Below are 15,161 nucleotides of genomic sequence, written 5' to 3'. Positions count from 1 at the left end.
GGAACCGGAGGACGGATCAGTCCTTCTTGTAGCCGCTGGTGGTGCAGCCCAGGCAACGCACAAACGCGGCCTTGCCCGGATCGACGACCAGCGCCTGGCCCGCTTCCTTGACGTTGCCACCGGCTGCACTGAACGGCAGCGTCACCACGAAGGCCGCAGTGCCAACCACGGTGGCGGCGATCAGCAGCGGGCGCGCGATCAGCAGGTCACCGATCATCGAATAGAACGGCGGGGCTTCGACGGTGTAGGTCGGGTCGCCGCTGACGTTGCTCACTTCTTCCTGAGCAACGGCCGGCAACACCGAGAATGCACAGACCAGGGCCATTGCAGTGGCGGCGGAGCGGAACACGTTCATGGAGGGAAGTCCTTTTTTGTGTAGTTGGGCAGGCAGACTGCCATAACTATAACAGCGCTCCATGACTTGTCGCGTGACAGCCTTCAATCGCCGAAGAATGCGTATTCGGGCTTTTTCGGCACGAAAGACCGGTAGAAAGCCAGCATGCGACGCAGGTCGGCTGACTCGTCGCCAGTCGGCCAGAACGGCTCGCCGATGACGATGCGTCGTCCCGGGTAGTCCAGCGCCGCCAGCACGATAGGCACGCCCGCGCCACGGGCGATATGGTAGAAACCCATTTTCCAGCGCTCGACCTTCTGCCGCGTGCCCTCCGGGGAGAGGATCAGCATCATCTCGCGGTTATCGTGGAAGGCCTGAATCGCCTGGTCCACGGTATTGAGCTTGCGGTGGCGCTGGATCGGGATGCCACCCCAGCGGCGCAGCAGGCCGCCAAAGGGCGCGCGGAAGAGGGTGTGCTTGCCGAACCAGCGAGCGTTCAGGCGCAGCACGAACTTGACTGCCAGGAACAGGATGAAGTCCCAGTTGGACGTGTGGTGTGCGCCGATCACCACGAATTTGTCGAGCGTGGGCAGGGCGCCCTCGATACGCCAGCCAGCCACGCGCAGCATGGCGTGGCCGAGCGCCTCGGCGAACGGGTTACGGGGCAGATAATTGCCGGACATGAATCACCTGAAGGCCCCTCGTCGGGAGCCATTGTTGTTATGAGAGACGGTGTAGCGGGGCAGATCGGGACGGCAGCTTAGCGACCGCCCCCGGTCTTCAGCGTTGGCAGCGCGGACAGTAGACGCTGGCGCGCTGGCCGAGGCGGACTTCCCGCAGGGTCGAGCCGCAGACCTTGCACGGCTCGCCGCCCCGCCCGTAGACGAAGAGTTCCTGCTGGAAATAGCCCGGCTGCCCGTCGCCGCCGACGAAGTCGCGCAGCGTGGTCCCGCCGCGCTCGATGGCGATGGCGAGGATGCGCTTGATCTCCTGGGCGAGCTTCACGTAGCGCGCCCGCGAGAGGCTCCCGGCCTCGCGGCGCGGGTCGATGCCGGCGGCGAACAGCGCCTCGGTGGCGTAGATGTTGCCCACGCCGACCACGACCGCGTTGTCCATGATGAAGGGCTTCACCGCCATGCTGCGGTTGCGCGACAGCTGGAACAGGCGTTCACCCTCGAAGGCGTCGGTCAGCGGTTCCGGGCCGAGGTGACGCAGCAACTCGTGCTCCAGCGGCGTCAGGCTCCAGAGCAGCGCGCCGAAGCGACGCGGGTCGGTGTAGCGCAGCGCCATGCCTGACTCCAGCTCGATATCCACATGCTCGTGACGTGCCGCCGGGGTGCCACATTCCACCAGGCGCAGGCTACCGGACATGCCCAGGTGGCTGATCAGCGTCCCCACCTCGGCATTGAGCAACAGGTACTTGGCGCGCCGCTCCACCTGCACGATGCGCTGCCCGGACAGGCGAACGTCCAGGTCCTCGGGGATCGGCCAGCGCAAACGGCGCTCGCGGACTATCACGCGACTGACGCGCTGGCCCTCGAGGTGAGGGGCGATGCCACGGCGGGTGGTTTCGACTTCGGGTAATTCAGGCATGGATCACAATATCTGAGGGACTTTTACGTAGGAGCGAGCTTGCTCGCGAAGCACTCGGCAAGTAAATGCCGGGCTCGCCACAACCGGATAAACGCCAGGTCAGTCCAGGGCGAGTGCCAACTGAATCAGGTCCGCGCGCCAGGGCGCCGCCTTGGGCAGCGCCAGGAAGGGCGAGTTGAGAAGGCTTTCCCGCGCTTCATAGGTGAAGGGCTCGCCACGCACGTCGAGCACTTCGCCGCCGGCGCCTTCCAGTACGCCCTGGGCCGCTGCGGTGTCCCACTGGCTGGTCGGTGCCAGGCGCGGGTAGCAGTCGGCCGAGCCTTCGGCCAGCAGGCAGAACTTCAGCGAGCTGCCGATATTGGCCAGGTTCAGGTCGCCGAAGCGCTGCGCAAGACCCGACAGCAACTTTTCCTGCTGCGGGCTGGAGTGGCGCTTGCTGGCCACCACGGTAAAGACGTCTTCCGGGCTGGTGCGCACTTCGATGGCCTCGGGCTCGCCACCGCGCTCCTCGCGCCAGGCGCCCAGGCCGGTGCCGCCGTAATAGCAGCGGCCGCTGGCAGGGATGCCGACCACGCCGAAGACCACGCGTCCTTGATCGATCAGGGCGACGTTGACGGTGAACTCGTCGCTGCCGGCGATGAACTCCTTGGTGCCGTCCAGCGGGTCCACCAGCCACCAGCGGGTCCACTGGGCACGCTGCTCCAGCGGGATATTGCAATCTTCCTCGGACAGCACCGGCACGTCCGGCGCCAGCGCGCGCAGGCCGTCGGCCAGCAGGCGGTGGGCGGCGAGGTCGGCGGCGGTCAGCGGCGACTCGTCGGACTTGCTCTGTACATCGAGGTCGCCCTGCCAGAACGGCAGGATCACATCACCCGCCTTGTGCACCAGATCGATCACGGCAGGCAGAAAAGCATTCATCACGGCTGGAATTCCCCTCGTTGGGTCAGCAGGTCGCGCACCAGGTACAGCGCGGCCAGGGCCCGTCCTTCGCTGAACTGGGCATTCTGCGCGAGACTGGACAGCTCGCGCAGGTTGATCTTGTCCACGCCCATAGGCTCCGGCTCGTCGCCGGGCAGCGATTCCTCATAGAGGTCGCGGGCGAGCACTACCTGGATGCGCTGGCTCATGTAGCCCGGCGACAGCGACAGTTCGGTGATGTATTCGAGCTGGCGCGCGCCGAAGCCGGCTTCCTCTTTCAGCTCGCGGTTGGCGGCATCGAGGATGTCCTCGCCCGGCTCAACCAGGCCCTTGGGCAGCGACAGCTGGTACTCGTCCACCCCGGCGCAATATTCCTCGACCAGCACGGCGTGTTCGGCGTCGAGCATGGCGATCACCATCACCGCGCCGTAGCCCTGCCCCTTGCCCACCAGGCGCTCGTAGGTACGCTCGACACCATTGGAGAAGCGCAACTGCAGCTCCTCGACAGCAAAGAGCCGGCTTCTGGCAACGATCTCTCGGGCGAGGACCGTGGGTTTCTGACGCATGGGGCGACTCCTGGGGGTGGCCGGGTCGGCTATGATAACCCGCCTTTTCCGATTCTCCGTGTCAGATATCGCGCCGATTCCGTCCACCGACCGCGCAATTGCGACACCCTTTTGCGAAAGCCCAGCATGCCACGCCTGCCCTGGAACCAGATCGATACCGTCCTGCTCGACATGGACGGCACCCTGCTCGATCTGCACTTCGACAACCACTTCTGGCTCGAACACCTGCCGCAACGCTACGCCGAACACCACGGCATCAGCCGCACCCAGGCCGACGCCGAGCTGCTGCCGCTGTTCCGCGACAATGCCGGCCAGCTCAACTGGTACTGCCTGGACTTCTGGAGCCGCGAGCTGAAGCTGTCGGTCCTGGACCTCAAGCACGAGGTCGCCGACCTCATCGCCCTGCGTCCGGATGCCGACCTGTTCCTCGCTGAACTGCGCCGCCACGGCAAGCGCGCGGTGCTGATCACCAATGCGCACCGTGATTCACTGTCGCTGAAGATGCAGCGGGTGGAACTGTCTCCCTGGTTCGACCGGCTGATCAGCTCCCACGACTACGGCTTCCCCAAGGAAGACCAGCAGTTCTGGCAGGCGTTGCACGCGGACGTCGGTTTCGATCCGGCGCGCAGCCTGTTCATCGACGACAGCCTGCCGATCCTGCGCGCGGCGCGAACCTTCGGCGTCGCCCACCTGCTGGCGGTGCGTCAGCCGGACAGCCGCCAGGGCCCAAGGGATACCGAGGAATTCGCCGCCCAGGAAGACTACCGGACACTGATCGAAGGCTTGTGAATCGGAGAGTTTCCGAAACAGCGAGCCCGGCGCGGGGCCGGGCTCGTCGACGTCACTCCGGAATCCGCAGCACCTGGCCGGGATAGATCTTGTCCGGATGGCTGAGCATCGGCTTGTTCGCCTCGAATATCTTCATGTAGGCGTTGGCGTTACCGTACTCGGCCTTGGCGATGGCGCTCAGGGTGTCGCCCTTCTTCACAGTGACGAAACGTGCCTCCGGCGCCGGGGTGGCGACGCTGATGTGGTCCTCCACGCCGGAAACCCCCGCGACGTTGCCCAGCGCCAGGAGGATCTTCTCCTTTTCTTCCTGGCTGGCCACTTCACCGGTAGCGATCACCTTGTCGCCCTGGACGCTGACCTGGATGTTCGGGTTGCCCAGGCCGACCTTGGCGATGTGATCCTTGAGCGACTCGGCGGCCTGCGCCTCCTGGCCCACCAGGCTCTCCCACAGTTTCTCGCCGGCTTCCTTCACGAACGCAAAAATGCCCATTTCCAACCTCCCTACGGTTACAGTGACCAGCGGCCGGCAGTGGCTGACCGCGCGCCCCTGGAGTCTAGACGCCGACCTCCATTGCGCCCGACGGAATAATCCCAATCCCGCCCCGCCCCGACAGAACGCCCCCCGGAGTCTTCCCGCCGATGGACATCAAGCAGCTGAAATTCCTCTGCGCCCTGGACGAAACACGGCACTTCGGCCAGGCGGCGGCGCGCTGTCATGTCACCCAGCCAACCCTGTCCATGCGCCTGCGCAGCCTGGAGGAAGAGTTGGGCCTGGAACTGGTGCGCCGCGGACAGCGCTTCGAGGGCTTCACCGAGGCCGGCGAGCGCGTGCTGGCCTGGGCCCGCAGCCTGCTGGCCGCCCACGACGGGCTGTACGCCGAGGCGGCCGCCTGCCGGGGGCAACTGGTCGGCACCCTGCGCCTGGGCCTGGTACCGCTGGCAGGGTTCGACCCCATGCGCCTGATCGAGCTGTTTGCACAGCGTCACCCGGAGCTTCGTTTCCAGCTGTTCGCCCTGAGCTCGGAAAACATCCTCGAAGGCCTGGGCCGCAATCAGCTGGACCTCGGCCTGTCGTACCTCGACCGACTCGATCGCGAGCACTTCGAAAGCCTGGAACTGGCCGCCACACGCATGGGCCTGCTGCATGACCGCCGGCATTTCCAGATCGAGGCCCCAGCCCTGAGCTGGGACGCCCTGGCGGAGCTGCCCCTGGGCCTGCTCTCGGCCGGCATGCACTTCCGCCAGTCCATCGACCACGGCTTCCGCAGTCGTGGCCTGACCCCCAGCGCCCGCCTGGAGACCGACGCCGTGCACCAACTGGTGCAGGCCGTGGAGCGCGGGCTGTGCTGCGCGATCATGCCCCTGGGCAGTGGGCTGGACGCCCAGGGCGAGCACTTCGTCCTCACACCGATCGAGGATGCCCGCACCCTGTCGCCGCTGGGCCTGATCCTGCGCCGCAGCGAACCCCGCTCGGCGCTGGCCGAAGCCTGCTTCCACGAAGCAGCGGCTCTACTGGGCGGCGATACGGTCAACCGATAAACCGCATCTATCACAAGATCGACAGCAGCCATTAGACGCTGTCCCGGCATCGGCATAGGCTGGTTGCATTACTAGAACCACAGGGCTCAGCCCATGCCTTGCCTGATCACCCGCCCGGCCAGTGCCGCGGTCCGGGCTGCCGTCGTGCCGGCCGACGGCTACCGCTACGCCGAACACACCCCTGAAGCCGCCACCGGCCACGCTGCGCTGGCCGGGGAAATCGCCCTGGCGATCGCCTACAACGGCCTCAGCCAGGCGGTGATGATGGTCTCGCCCAATGACCTGGAAGACTTCGTCCACGGTTTCAGCCTCGGCGCCGGCCTCGTCGAATCCATCGACGACATCTATGACGTGCACCTGACGCCCCACGGCGATGCCATCGCCGCCGACGTGCACGTCAGCAACCGCGCTTTCTGGGCCCTCAAGGACCAGCGCCGGCAGCTGGCCGGCAACACCGGCTGTGGCCTGTGCGGCGTCGAGGCGCTGGACCAGGCGCTGCCCGAGCTGCCGCTGCTGCCGCCAGCGCCGCTGCCACCCGCCGCACACCTGGAACACCTGCGCGAGCGCGTCAACGCCGTGCAGGAACTCGGCCGCCGCAGCGGCGCCCTGCACGCCGCGCTGTTCGTCGATGCCGCTGGCGAAATCCGCCTGTGCCGCGAGGACATCGGTCGCCACAACGCGCTCGACAAACTGGTCGGCGCGCTCAAGCGCCAGCGCCTGGAACTGGCCGGCGGCTTCGCCGTCGTCACCAGCCGCTGCAGCCTCGAACTGATCCACAAGGCCGTGCGCGGCGGACTCTCGACCCTGGTCAGCCTGTCCGCCCCCACCGCCCTCACGGTGCAGTGGGCGCGTGAGCACAACCTGAACCTGATCCACCTGCCGCACCGCAGCGCGCCCCGGGTCTACAGCCCGGCTCCGCCAGCCGCCTGAACGCCCGACGTCCCGACAAAGAGACCCCATGAGCCTGCAGCAAGAGAATCCCCGCTACCAACCCTACAAGGGCGCTGCCGCCGGCTGGGGCGCGCTGATCAGCGTCACGCGCTTCTGGCTGGACAGCAAGCAGCCGTTCAAGAACCTGCGCGCGCTGCTCAAGACCAACCAGAATGGCGGTTTCGACTGCCCCGGCTGCGCCTGGGGCGACTCCCCCGAAGACGGCCGTGTGAAGTTCTGCGAGAACGGCGCCAAGGCAGTGAACTGGGAAGCCACCAAGCGCCGCGTGGACCCCGCCTTCTTCGCCCGCCACAGCGTCAGCTCGCTGCGTGAGCAGAGCGACTACTGGCTCGAGTACCAGGGCCGCCTGACCGAGCCGATGCGCTACGACCCGGCCACCGACCGCTACCAGCCGATCGCCTGGGACGACGCCTTCGCCTTGATCGCCAGGCACCTGAATGCGCTGGAAAGCCCTGACCAGGCCGAGTTCTACACCTCGGGCCGCGCCAGCAATGAAGCAGCGTTCCTCTACCAGTTGTTCGTCCGCGCCTTCGGCACCAACAACTTCCCCGACTGCTCGAACATGTGCCACGAGGCCAGCGGCGTGGCCCTGGGCCAGAGCGTCGGCATCGGCAAGGGCAGCGTAACCTTCGACGACTTCGAGCACGCCGATGCGATCTTCGTCTTCGGCCAGAACCCCGGCACCAACCACCCGCGCATGCTCGAACCGCTGCGCGAGGCCGTGAAGCGCGGCGCCCAGGTGGTCGCCTTCAACCCGCTCAAGGAGCGCGGCCTGGAACGCTTCCAGCACCCGCAGCACGCGCTGGAGATGCTCACCAATGGCTCCGAACCGCTGAACACCGCGTTCTTCCGCCCGGCACTGGGCGGCGACATGGCCGCCGTGCGTGGCATGGCCAAGTTCCTCCTGCAATGGGAACGCGAAGCCCAGGCCAAGGGTGAACCCGCCGTGTTCGACCATGCCTTCATCGCCGAACACACCCAGGGCGTCGACGCCTACCTGGCCGTGGTGGACGACACCAGCTGGGATCACATCGTCCAGCAATCGGGCCTGAGCCTCGAGGAGATCGAGCAGGCCGCGATCATGTACCGCCGCGCCGAGCGTGTGATCGTCTGCTGGGCCATGGGCATCACCCAGCACCATCACTCGGTGCCGACCATCCAGGAACTGGTCAGCCTGCAACTGCTGCGCGGCAATGTCGGCCGCCCCGGCGCCGGCCTGTGCCCGGTGCGCGGCCACAGCAACGTGCAGGGCGACCGCACCATGGGCATCAACGACCGTCCGCCGGTCGCGCTGCTGGATGCCATCGAGCGTCGCTTCCAGTTCAAGGTGCCGCGCGAGAACGGCCACAATACCGTCGAGGCGATCAACGCCATGCTCGCTGGCGAGTCCAGGGTGTTCATCGGCCTGGGCGGCAACTTCGCCCAGGCGACCCCGGACAGTCCGCGCACCCACAGGGCCCTGCAGAGCTGCGCGCTGACCGTGCAGATCAGCACCAAGCTCAACCGCAGCCACCTCACCGTCGGTGGCGACGCGCTGATCCTGCCGTGCCTGGGCCGCACCGACATCGACCGCCAGGCCGACGGCCCGCAGGCGGTGACCGTGGAAGACTCCTTCAGCATGATCCACGCCTCGTTCGGCCAGCTGGAGCCGTCGTCGAAGCAGATGCGCTCCGAACCCGCCATCATCGCCGGCATCGCCAAGGCCACCCTGGGCAACCACCCGGTGGACTGGGACGCGATGATCGCCAACTACGACCGCATTCGCGACCTGATCGCCGACACCATCCCCGGCTTCACCGACTTCAACCGTCGCGTGGCTCATCCGGGCGGCTTCCACCTGGGCAACTCGGCGGGTTCACGGCGCTGGAACACTGCCAGCGGCAAGGCCAACTTCCACCACCATCCGCTGCCGGCGGACCTGGTCCACGCGAAGATCCGCGAGACCGGCCAGGAGCCGCACCTGATTCTGCAGACCCTGCGCTCCCACGATCAGTACAACACCACCATCTATGGCCTGGACGACCGCTACCGCGGCGTACGCGGCCACCGCGAGGTGGTGTTCGCCAATGAGGTCGACATCCGCCGCCTGGGCTTCGAGCCTGGCGAAAAAGTAGACATGGTGTCGCTCTGGTCCGATGGCGTGGACCGCCGCGTCAGCGGCTTCACCCTGCTCGCCTACGACATTCCCGCCGGCCAGGCAGCGGCCTACTACCCGGAAACCAACCCGCTGGTGCCGCTGGACAGCCACGGCGTGGGCAGCCACACGCCGACCTCGAAGTTCGTCGCCATCCGCTTCGAGAAGGCGCGGCCGAGTCTGCGGATCGTTTGATGCCCCTCACGGCGCTCCGCTGGGAGCGCCGCCTACCCTGTTCGCGAGCAAGCTTTCAGGCGCGCGCGAACGCTTCTTCCTGCGAAAAATCCGCTGGATTTGCATCATGTAGGAAGGGGATGAAAGGTAAGCTCAGAAGTGCCAGGGAACTTTGCGTGAAAAGCCATCATTTCAATGGCCTTTTGTGACGTGCACACGCCAAAATCGGAACCCCGGAATAACACTCAGACCGCCCGAAATCGAAAAAGTTCTGACCATAAATCAAATACTTGCAATATTTGATGAAAGTCGTGTTACTCGTCGGAACCCCCTTGTCAGAGCCTTCGCACGACCCGAGGATCGCTTCCAACATCCACACAGAGAGATCCTCTCTATGAAGTACTCCTCGATGCTCCTGTTGTCTCTTGCGCTGGTCGGTGGCACCGCCTTTGCGGATGGCGACACCCGTGCCGGCGTCGGTGGCGCCCTGGGCGGGGTATTGGGTTCGGTCATCGGCCAGTCGGTCGGTGGCAGCACCGGCGCCGCCATTGGTAGTGGTCTGGGCGGTGCGGCCGGTGGCGCGGTCGGTGCCCGCCACGGCAACAAGACAGAAGCCGCCATCGGCGGCGGCCTGGGCGCAGCCGGCGGCCAGGTGATCGGCAACAAGATGGGCGGCACCACCGGTGGCCTGATCGGCGCGGCCCTGGGTGGCGGCGCCGGCGGCGCACTGGGCAACCACTACGCCGACAACAACCGCGACGACGATGACGATCACGGCGGCTACCGTCGTGCCCGTTACGATGACCATCGCCACTACGATCGCCGCTGGCACGACAACGGTCGCCACCGGGGCTGGTACAAGCACAAGCACCACCGCGGCGACTGGGATTGATCCGCAGCATCCGCTGATCGCGATCAGTCCACGGAAACGACGACTGACAGCCGGGCCTGATTGCCCGGCTGTTTTGTGTGCGGGACAATTCTCCCGATAATTCCTACCTTCAGGTTCGCAACATGCGTAAGACTCTTTCTGTTCTGGCACTGGCTCTGCTGGCCAGCCACGCCATGGCCGACGACACCAAATCCGCCGTTGGCGGCGGTATCGGTGGCGCCCTCGGCAACGTGGTCGGCGGCGCCCTGGGCGGCTCCACCGGCGCGGCCATCGGTGCTGGCGTGGGTGGTGCAGCTGGCGGCGCGATGGGCGCGAAGAACGGCAACAAGACCGAGGCGGCCATTGGCGGCGGCCTGGGGGCTGCCGGCGGCTCGGTCATCGGCAACAAGGTCGGCGGCTCCACCGGCGGCGCCATCGGCGCAGGCCTGGGCGGCGCTGCCGGCGGCGCGTTGGGCAACCACCTGGCCGATGACAACAACGATGACCATCACAGCGGCGGCGGCCACCACAAGGGCAAAGGCCACTACAAGCACAAACACAAGCATCACGACGACTGACAGATGCCTGCATGAAAAAGCCCGCCTATTGGCGGGCTTTTTCGTTCAGTGCCTCAACATCAGGCGCAGGCCGGCAAGCAGGACAGCAACGCCCCCAACTCCGCAGGTGGGCGCCGTTCGATACGTCGGTACTCGCCACCGTCATCGGTGCGCGCGAGCCAGCCGCCATCCACCAGCGCCCGGCGCAGCAACAGGTGGTCGCCCAGGCGTTCCTGGGCGCGCAGCCGTTCGTTGAGCTCCCGCTCACTCCAGCGCTGCCGCGCCGGCAGCCGCGACCACAGCACCCAGAGGCAGGCGTCGCGGTGGCTGTGCTTCTTCGGCCAGCGTTGCAGGCAGCCGGCGTCATCGAAGTAGCGTCGCCATTGCTCGACGCGGCGGAAATCGACCACGACCTCGGGCTCCGCCTCGCGGGCCAGGCGCGCCTCGGCCTGATGACTGGCGCGCAGCGCCTGGTAGTTGCGGAAACCCACCGCGCGGGCGAGCAGGTTGAGCAGCTCGACATGGCCGGGACGCTCGGGCGAATCGTCGAGCTGGCGCGCCAGCGATTTCGCCAGGGCGGAGATGTCGGGAGCGTGGTAGGGCAAGCGTTGCCTGGACACAGTGCAATCCTCGTTGCGTGCCAAGACCTCGCGCAGGAGGTTATCGGGGGTCGCCGTATTCCGATGCGGCACGGGGAAAGTGTGTCGGATCGTCAACAGTGCGGGGAACCGCGTGGCAGGTTTAGCGCTCTCCATACGGAGGCGGCGACGCCTGGGTGAACTGCCGACCGGCGACCAGCATAGGCCGGACGCGCTGCCCGGGACAAGCCCCGTGTCATCCCGCGAGGCTGGTATAGGCTTGGCGGGGAGGGATCACTGCCGACAAGGAGTTACTCGTGAAAGCGCTTGCTGCCGCCGGACTGCTGCTGACGCTCTGCGCCGCACAGGCCGCGTACGCCGGGGACTGGCAGGTCTGCCAGCTGGAAGTGGAGATCACCGGCGCACTGAAGCCGCCCGTGCGTGGGCTGGAAGGCCGGGTCGCCTCCGCCAAGCCGCGCTCGGCGGGTACCGAGTGCCCGAGCCCGGGCGACGTCATTGCCTTCGAGCCGGAAAGCGCCGACTGGCAGAGCCGCATCCCGCGCCAGCACTGGCCTGCGGCTGGACAAAGGGTGTGGATGCGGTATCAGTACCTGGACGGCATCTGCAAGGGCGACGGCAACAGCCGGGCGTGCCGGATCGAGCATTATCCGATGGGCTGGTGAGAAACCTGTCGCCCCTGCAGGTCCGCAGTGGTGCAGGAGGAGACCTTGTCCGTGTCGGCCACAGGTCAGGTGCGGACCAGCACGTCCATCGCCTCGCGCAGCGGCGCCGGAATCGACACCGGCCGATTGCTCGTCCGATCCACGAACACATGCACGAACTTGCCCGCCGCGCAGGCCAACTCCTCGCCCTCACGGAAGATCGCCAGTTCGTACTGCACCGAGCTGTTGCCCAGCTTGCCGACCCGCAGACCGACTTCGATGCGCTCGGGGAAGGCCACCGGCGCGAAATAGTCGCAGCTCGAACTGACCACGAAACCCACCACGTCGCCGTCGTGGATGTCCAGACCGCCACGCTCGATCAGGTAGGTATTCACCGCCGTATCGAAGAAGCCGTAGTAGGTGACGTTGTTCACGTGGCCATAGATGTCGTTGTCGTGCCAGCGCGTGGTGATCGGCTGGAAGTGCGCGTAGTCGGCGCGGCTGGGGTGCTGTTCGCTCATTGGGCTCTCAGAAGGCGGCTCGGTAGATGGCCAGCGCATCGCTCTCGCTGACCTCGCGGGGATTATTCACCAGCAGGCGCTGCTGCAACATCGCATCGGCGGCCAGGCGCGGCAGGCTGTCTTCCGGCACGCCAGCGTCACGCAGGCGCGACGGCAAGCCGCTGCGCGGGCTGAGGTCGGCCAGCTCGGCGATGAACTGCTCGGTACGGTCGGCGTCGCCGCGCAGGCGCGCACCCAGTAGCAGCGGTGCCAGTTCGGCATAGAGCGCGCCTGCGTGGGGCGCGTTGAAGCGGATCACCTCGGGCAGCACCAGCGCGTTGCTCAGGCCGTGGGGAATGTGGAAGTGCCCGCCCAGCGGGTAGGCCAGCGCGTGTACGGCGGCGACCGGGGCATTGGCGAAGGCCTGTCCGGCCAGGCAGGCGCCCAGCAACATGGCCTGGCGCGCCCCGCGGTTGCGGCCGTTGTGCACCGCTTCATCCAGGTTCAGCGCCAGCAGTCGCAGCGCCTCGCGCGCCAGCAGGTCGGACAGCGGGTTCTTCTTCAGCTTGCTGGTGTAGGCCTCGATGGCGTGGACCATGGCGTCGATGCCGGTGGCGGCGGTGACCGCCGGCGGCAGGCCGAGGGTGAGGTCGGCGTCGAGTAGGGCCAGGTCTGGAAGCAGGTGCGGGCTGACCACGCCCATCTTGGTGGTCTCGCCAGTGGTGACGATGGCAATGGGCGTCACTTCCGAGCCGGTGCCGGCGGTGGTCGGCACCTGGATCAGCGGCAGGCGCGGGCCACGGGCGTTGCCGACGCCGAAGACATCCTTCAGACCTTGTGTCGCCAGCGGATGCGCCAGCAGCGCCACCAGCTTGGCGACGTCCATCGAGCTGCCGCCGCCAAAGCCGACCACCAGCTGCGCAGCCATCCGGCGCGCCTGGTCGGCGGCCTCCAGCACGATGCTTTCCGGCGGATCGGCGAGCACCTGGTCGAAGACCTCCACCCCCACGCCCGCGGCAGCGAAGCCCGGCAGCACGCCGTCGAGCATGTTCAGGCGGGTAATGCCAGGGTCAGTGACGATGAATACGCGCTGGGCGCCGCGCTCGCGGCAAAGTTCACCCAGGCGGGCGGCGGAGCCACTTTCGCAGAGGATCTGCGCGGTGGTGGCGAAGCTGAAAGGCTGCATGACGGTCCCCGGTCTTATCGTTGTCGTGCGGAAAATCCGTTGGCCGCTGCGCGGCGGCCAGCCGGGGGAGCATAGCAACGGGATGCAGCCCCATGGAACCTCGTACCGCCAGGCGAAACAGTTATTCACCCAGTGAATGGTTTCCCTGGTCCCCCGGGCCGTGTAGAGGCGAGCTTGCTCCTACGAAGAGCAGCGCATCGGCGCATCACCGGGCAGAAACAGAAAGGCCGGCATTGCGCCGGCCTTTTTCCTCATCGAGGGCAGGTCAGACAGCGACCGGCGCCTTGATGTGCGGATGGGCTTCGTAGCCGACCAGCTCGAAGTCCTCGAAGCGGAAGTCGAACAGGTCTTTCACCTCGGGGTTGATCTTCATGGTGGGCAGCGGCAGCGGCTGGCGAGTCAGCTGCAGGTCGGCCTGCTCCAGGTGGTTGGCGTACAGGTGGCAGTCGCCGCCGGTCCAGATGAACTCGCCCGGCGCAAGGCCAGCAACCTGCGCGACCATCAGGGTCAGCAGCGCGTAGCTGGCGATGTTGAAGGGCACGCCGAGGAAGATGTCGGCCGAACGTTGGTACAGCTGGCAGCTGAGCTTGCCGTCGGCCACATAGAACTGGAACAGCGCGTGGCACGGCGGCAGGGCCATTTCGTCGATCAGCGCGGGGTTCCACGCGGAGACGATCAGGCGGCGCGAGTCCGGGTTCTTCTTCAGCATCTCCATCAGGTTGGCGATCTGGTCGATGTGGCGGCCATCCGGCGCCGGCCAGGAGCGCCATTGGTAGCCGTAGACCGGACCCAGGTCGCCGTTCTCGTCGGCCCACTCGTCCCAGATCGAGACACCGTTTTCCTTCAGGTAAGCGATGTTGGTCGAACCTTTGAGGAACCACAGCAGCTCATGGACGATCGATTTGAGGTGGCACTTCTTGGTGGTCACCAGCGGAAAACCGTCGGCGAGGTCGAAGCGCATCTGGTGACCGAACACGCTGTAGGTGCCGGTGCCGGTGCGGTCGCTCTTGAAGGTGCCGTGTTCGCGCACGTGGCGCATGAGGTCGAGGTACTGTTTCATCGCTGCGGTTTCACCCAAAAGCCGGTCGGTGAGGCTCTGCGGCGCGGCTCCGGAGTGAGCCGCCGGCAAAGTGATTCGCCCGGCAGAATCTGAACAAGCGGCAATACTAAGGGCCTGGGCACGCTATCGCCAGTCCGACCGACGGACCGGCTGCGTGGCCGATGGAAGCACCCAGCGTCACGATTCAAGCGGCGACAGACCGCGCTCCCCAACCGTTCGCCTGTTGCAAGAGAGGTCGTCATGTCCGAGGCACCACTGCCCGCCTTTCCCCTTTCACGCCGTCGCCTGCTGGCGGTGGCCTGTGCCAGCGCCGCTGCCGGCGGCGTGCTGCTCAGCCCTGCCGCACGCACCTGGGCTGCGCTGACGCCCCAGGCAGCGACGGAACTGGAAGGCTTCATGACCCTCTCCCAGCGCCTCACCGGGCGCAGCAACCTCGACCCGCGCATCGGCCAGCGCCTGTTCCAGGCCCTGGCGCAGCGCGACACCGCACTCAAGCAGAGCCTGGCCGAGCTGCTCGACGGCCTCGGCGACGCCCCGGACAGCTGGAACGAGCGCCAGCAGTGGCTGGCCCGGCAGATTCTCGGTGGCTGGTACCTGGGACAGGTCGGTGATGACACCAGCGCCACCGTCGTCACCTATGAACAGGCGCTGATGTTCCGCGCGGTGGACGACGTGCTGGTGATCCGCAGCTATTGCCCGAACAAGCCGGGCTTCTGGGCCGCGCAACCCACCGAGCGGGGGGCGTGAGC

The 15,161-nt window shown here is 66.6% G+C and carries 18 protein-coding genes; 8 read left to right on the top strand and 10 right to left on the bottom strand.

All coding sequences use genetic code 11. The annotated features are described in order from the left end of the window. Positions 1 to 16 precede the first annotated feature (16 nt). From AC1ZV1_RS01900 to nudE, 5 genes are all read right to left on the bottom strand, one after another. Positions 17 to 355: a multidrug transporter gene (locus AC1ZV1_RS01900; RefSeq protein WP_484295294.1), complete on the bottom strand. Its 339-nt coding sequence runs from the start codon at positions 353 to 355 to the stop codon at positions 17 to 19. 83 nt (positions 356 to 438) lie between these two features. Beyond that, positions 439 to 1,017, bottom strand: coding sequence for a lysophospholipid acyltransferase family protein (locus tag AC1ZV1_RS01895; protein WP_484295293.1), 579 nt, complete (start codon positions 1,015 to 1,017; stop codon positions 439 to 441). 97 nt (positions 1,018 to 1,114) lie between these two features. Then, positions 1,115 to 1,927: a bifunctional DNA-formamidopyrimidine glycosylase/DNA-(apurinic or apyrimidinic site) lyase gene (gene mutM / locus AC1ZV1_RS01890; RefSeq protein ID WP_484295292.1), complete on the bottom strand. Its 813-nt coding sequence runs from the start codon at positions 1,925 to 1,927 to the stop codon at positions 1,115 to 1,117. Between the two features lie 99 nt (positions 1,928 to 2,026). Then, on the bottom strand, positions 2,027 to 2,845 hold the full coding sequence (cysQ, locus tag AC1ZV1_RS01885; protein ID WP_484295291.1) for a 3'(2'),5'-bisphosphate nucleotidase CysQ: 819 nt from the start codon (positions 2,843 to 2,845) through the stop codon (positions 2,027 to 2,029). Then, positions 2,845 to 3,411, bottom strand: a complete 567-nt coding sequence (gene nudE, locus AC1ZV1_RS01880; protein ID WP_484295290.1) for an ADP compounds hydrolase NudE — start codon at positions 3,409 to 3,411, stop codon at positions 2,845 to 2,847. The genes cysQ and nudE overlap by 1 nt, the downstream gene beginning before the upstream one ends. A gap of 126 nt (positions 3,412 to 3,537) precedes the next feature. On the opposite strand from nudE, the gene yrfG reads away from it, so the two are divergent. Beyond that, the gene (yrfG, locus tag AC1ZV1_RS01875) at positions 3,538 to 4,200 is read left to right on the top strand and encodes a GMP/IMP nucleotidase (RefSeq protein ID WP_484295289.1); all 663 of its coding nucleotides are present in this window, start codon (positions 3,538 to 3,540) and stop codon (positions 4,198 to 4,200) included. Between the two features lie 52 nt (positions 4,201 to 4,252). Here the strand turns inward: yrfG and lysM are convergent, their stop codons facing one another. Then, a complete protein-coding gene (lysM, locus tag AC1ZV1_RS01870) occupies positions 4,253 to 4,690 on the bottom strand; it encodes a peptidoglycan-binding protein LysM (RefSeq protein WP_484295288.1) in 438 nt (145 codons plus the stop codon). A gap of 149 nt (positions 4,691 to 4,839) precedes the next feature. Here lysM and AC1ZV1_RS01865 point away from each other — a divergent pair, with 149 nt between their 5' ends. The 5 genes from AC1ZV1_RS01865 to AC1ZV1_RS01845 all read left to right on the top strand — a co-directional run bounded on the left by AC1ZV1_RS01865 (position 4,840) and on the right by AC1ZV1_RS01845 (position 10,447). Continuing rightward, the gene (locus tag AC1ZV1_RS01865; RefSeq protein ID WP_484295287.1) at positions 4,840 to 5,739 is read left to right on the top strand and encodes a LysR family transcriptional regulator; all 900 of its coding nucleotides are present in this window, start codon (positions 4,840 to 4,842) and stop codon (positions 5,737 to 5,739) included. A gap of 93 nt (positions 5,740 to 5,832) precedes the next feature. Continuing rightward, a complete protein-coding gene (gene fdhD / locus AC1ZV1_RS01860; RefSeq protein ID WP_484295286.1) occupies positions 5,833 to 6,669 on the top strand; it encodes a formate dehydrogenase accessory sulfurtransferase FdhD in 837 nt (278 codons plus the stop codon). A gap of 28 nt (positions 6,670 to 6,697) precedes the next feature. After that, positions 6,698 to 9,019, top strand: a complete 2,322-nt coding sequence (locus tag AC1ZV1_RS01855) for an FdhF/YdeP family oxidoreductase (protein WP_484295285.1) — start codon at positions 6,698 to 6,700, stop codon at positions 9,017 to 9,019. A 373-nt stretch (positions 9,020 to 9,392) separates the two neighbouring features. After that, positions 9,393 to 9,890 (top strand): hypothetical protein, encoded by a 498-nt coding sequence (locus AC1ZV1_RS01850; protein WP_484295284.1) that lies wholly within the window; start codon positions 9,393 to 9,395, stop codon positions 9,888 to 9,890. 122 nt (positions 9,891 to 10,012) lie between these two features. Continuing rightward, positions 10,013 to 10,447: a glycine zipper domain-containing protein gene (locus AC1ZV1_RS01845; protein ID WP_484295283.1), complete on the top strand. Its 435-nt coding sequence runs from the start codon at positions 10,013 to 10,015 to the stop codon at positions 10,445 to 10,447. A 59-nt stretch (positions 10,448 to 10,506) separates the two neighbouring features. Here the strand turns inward: AC1ZV1_RS01845 and AC1ZV1_RS01840 are convergent, their stop codons facing one another. Further along, positions 10,507 to 11,046 (bottom strand): DUF2087 domain-containing protein, encoded by a 540-nt coding sequence (locus AC1ZV1_RS01840; RefSeq protein ID WP_484295282.1) that lies wholly within the window; start codon positions 11,044 to 11,046, stop codon positions 10,507 to 10,509. A 275-nt stretch (positions 11,047 to 11,321) separates the two neighbouring features. Between AC1ZV1_RS01840 and AC1ZV1_RS01835 the strand changes: the two genes are divergently transcribed. Beyond that, the gene (locus AC1ZV1_RS01835) at positions 11,322 to 11,687 is read left to right on the top strand and encodes a hypothetical protein (RefSeq protein WP_484295281.1); all 366 of its coding nucleotides are present in this window, start codon (positions 11,322 to 11,324) and stop codon (positions 11,685 to 11,687) included. A gap of 65 nt (positions 11,688 to 11,752) precedes the next feature. Here AC1ZV1_RS01835 and AC1ZV1_RS01830 read toward each other — a convergent pair whose 3' ends face one another. The 3 genes from AC1ZV1_RS01830 to AC1ZV1_RS01820 form a co-directional block, all read right to left on the bottom strand. Further along, a complete protein-coding gene (locus AC1ZV1_RS01830; RefSeq protein ID WP_484295280.1) occupies positions 11,753 to 12,187 on the bottom strand; it encodes an acyl-CoA thioesterase in 435 nt (144 codons plus the stop codon). A 7-nt stretch (positions 12,188 to 12,194) separates the two neighbouring features. Beyond that, positions 12,195 to 13,352, bottom strand: a complete 1,158-nt coding sequence (locus tag AC1ZV1_RS01825) for an iron-containing alcohol dehydrogenase (RefSeq protein ID WP_484295279.1) — start codon at positions 13,350 to 13,352, stop codon at positions 12,195 to 12,197. A 265-nt stretch (positions 13,353 to 13,617) separates the two neighbouring features. Beyond that, positions 13,618 to 14,412, bottom strand: a complete 795-nt coding sequence (locus AC1ZV1_RS01820; RefSeq protein ID WP_484295278.1) for a thymidylate synthase — start codon at positions 14,410 to 14,412, stop codon at positions 13,618 to 13,620. A 240-nt stretch (positions 14,413 to 14,652) separates the two neighbouring features. Here AC1ZV1_RS01820 and AC1ZV1_RS01815 point away from each other — a divergent pair, with 240 nt between their 5' ends. Further along, entirely contained in the window at positions 14,653 to 15,159 is a 507-nt protein-coding gene (locus AC1ZV1_RS01815; protein ID WP_484295277.1) for a sugar dehydrogenase complex small subunit, read from the top strand. Positions 15,160 to 15,161 lie beyond the last annotated feature (2 nt).

The sequence above is a fragment of the Pseudomonas sp. BB438 genome, assembly GCF_057180225.1.
This window is presented reverse-complemented; position numbering and strand designations above follow the sequence as displayed.

Excerpts from the sequence above, each read along its gene's own strand:
- fdhD (WP_484295286.1), top strand. The coding sequence starts at position 5,833 with ATGCCTTGCCTGATCACCCGCCCGGCCAGTGCCGCGGTCCGGGCTGCC.
- AC1ZV1_RS01825 (WP_484295279.1), bottom strand. The coding sequence starts at position 13,352 with ATGCAGCCTTTCAGCTTCGCCACCACCGCGCAGATCCTCTGCGAAAGT.
- AC1ZV1_RS01845 (WP_484295283.1), top strand. The coding sequence starts at position 10,013 with ATGCGTAAGACTCTTTCTGTTCTGGCACTGGCTCTGCTGGCCAGCCAC.
- AC1ZV1_RS01900 (WP_484295294.1), bottom strand. The coding sequence starts at position 355 with ATGAACGTGTTCCGCTCCGCCGCCACTGCAATGGCCCTGGTCTGTGCA.
- AC1ZV1_RS01815 (WP_484295277.1), top strand. The coding sequence starts at position 14,653 with ATGTCCGAGGCACCACTGCCCGCCTTTCCCCTTTCACGCCGTCGCCTG.
- AC1ZV1_RS01850 (WP_484295284.1), top strand. The coding sequence starts at position 9,393 with ATGAAGTACTCCTCGATGCTCCTGTTGTCTCTTGCGCTGGTCGGTGGC.
- AC1ZV1_RS01895 (WP_484295293.1), bottom strand. The coding sequence starts at position 1,017 with ATGTCCGGCAATTATCTGCCCCGTAACCCGTTCGCCGAGGCGCTCGGC.
- lysM (WP_484295288.1), bottom strand. The coding sequence starts at position 4,690 with ATGGGCATTTTTGCGTTCGTGAAGGAAGCCGGCGAGAAACTGTGGGAG.
- AC1ZV1_RS01855 (WP_484295285.1), top strand. The coding sequence starts at position 6,698 with ATGAGCCTGCAGCAAGAGAATCCCCGCTACCAACCCTACAAGGGCGCT.
- nudE (WP_484295290.1), bottom strand. The coding sequence starts at position 3,411 with ATGCGTCAGAAACCCACGGTCCTCGCCCGAGAGATCGTTGCCAGAAGC.
- mutM (WP_484295292.1), bottom strand. The coding sequence starts at position 1,927 with ATGCCTGAATTACCCGAAGTCGAAACCACCCGCCGTGGCATCGCCCCT.
- yrfG (WP_484295289.1), top strand. The coding sequence starts at position 3,538 with ATGCCACGCCTGCCCTGGAACCAGATCGATACCGTCCTGCTCGACATG.
- AC1ZV1_RS01830 (WP_484295280.1), bottom strand. The coding sequence starts at position 12,187 with ATGAGCGAACAGCACCCCAGCCGCGCCGACTACGCGCACTTCCAGCCG.
- AC1ZV1_RS01865 (WP_484295287.1), top strand. The coding sequence starts at position 4,840 with ATGGACATCAAGCAGCTGAAATTCCTCTGCGCCCTGGACGAAACACGG.
- AC1ZV1_RS01820 (WP_484295278.1), bottom strand. The coding sequence starts at position 14,412 with ATGAAACAGTACCTCGACCTCATGCGCCACGTGCGCGAACACGGCACC.
- cysQ (WP_484295291.1), bottom strand. The coding sequence starts at position 2,845 with ATGAATGCTTTTCTGCCTGCCGTGATCGATCTGGTGCACAAGGCGGGT.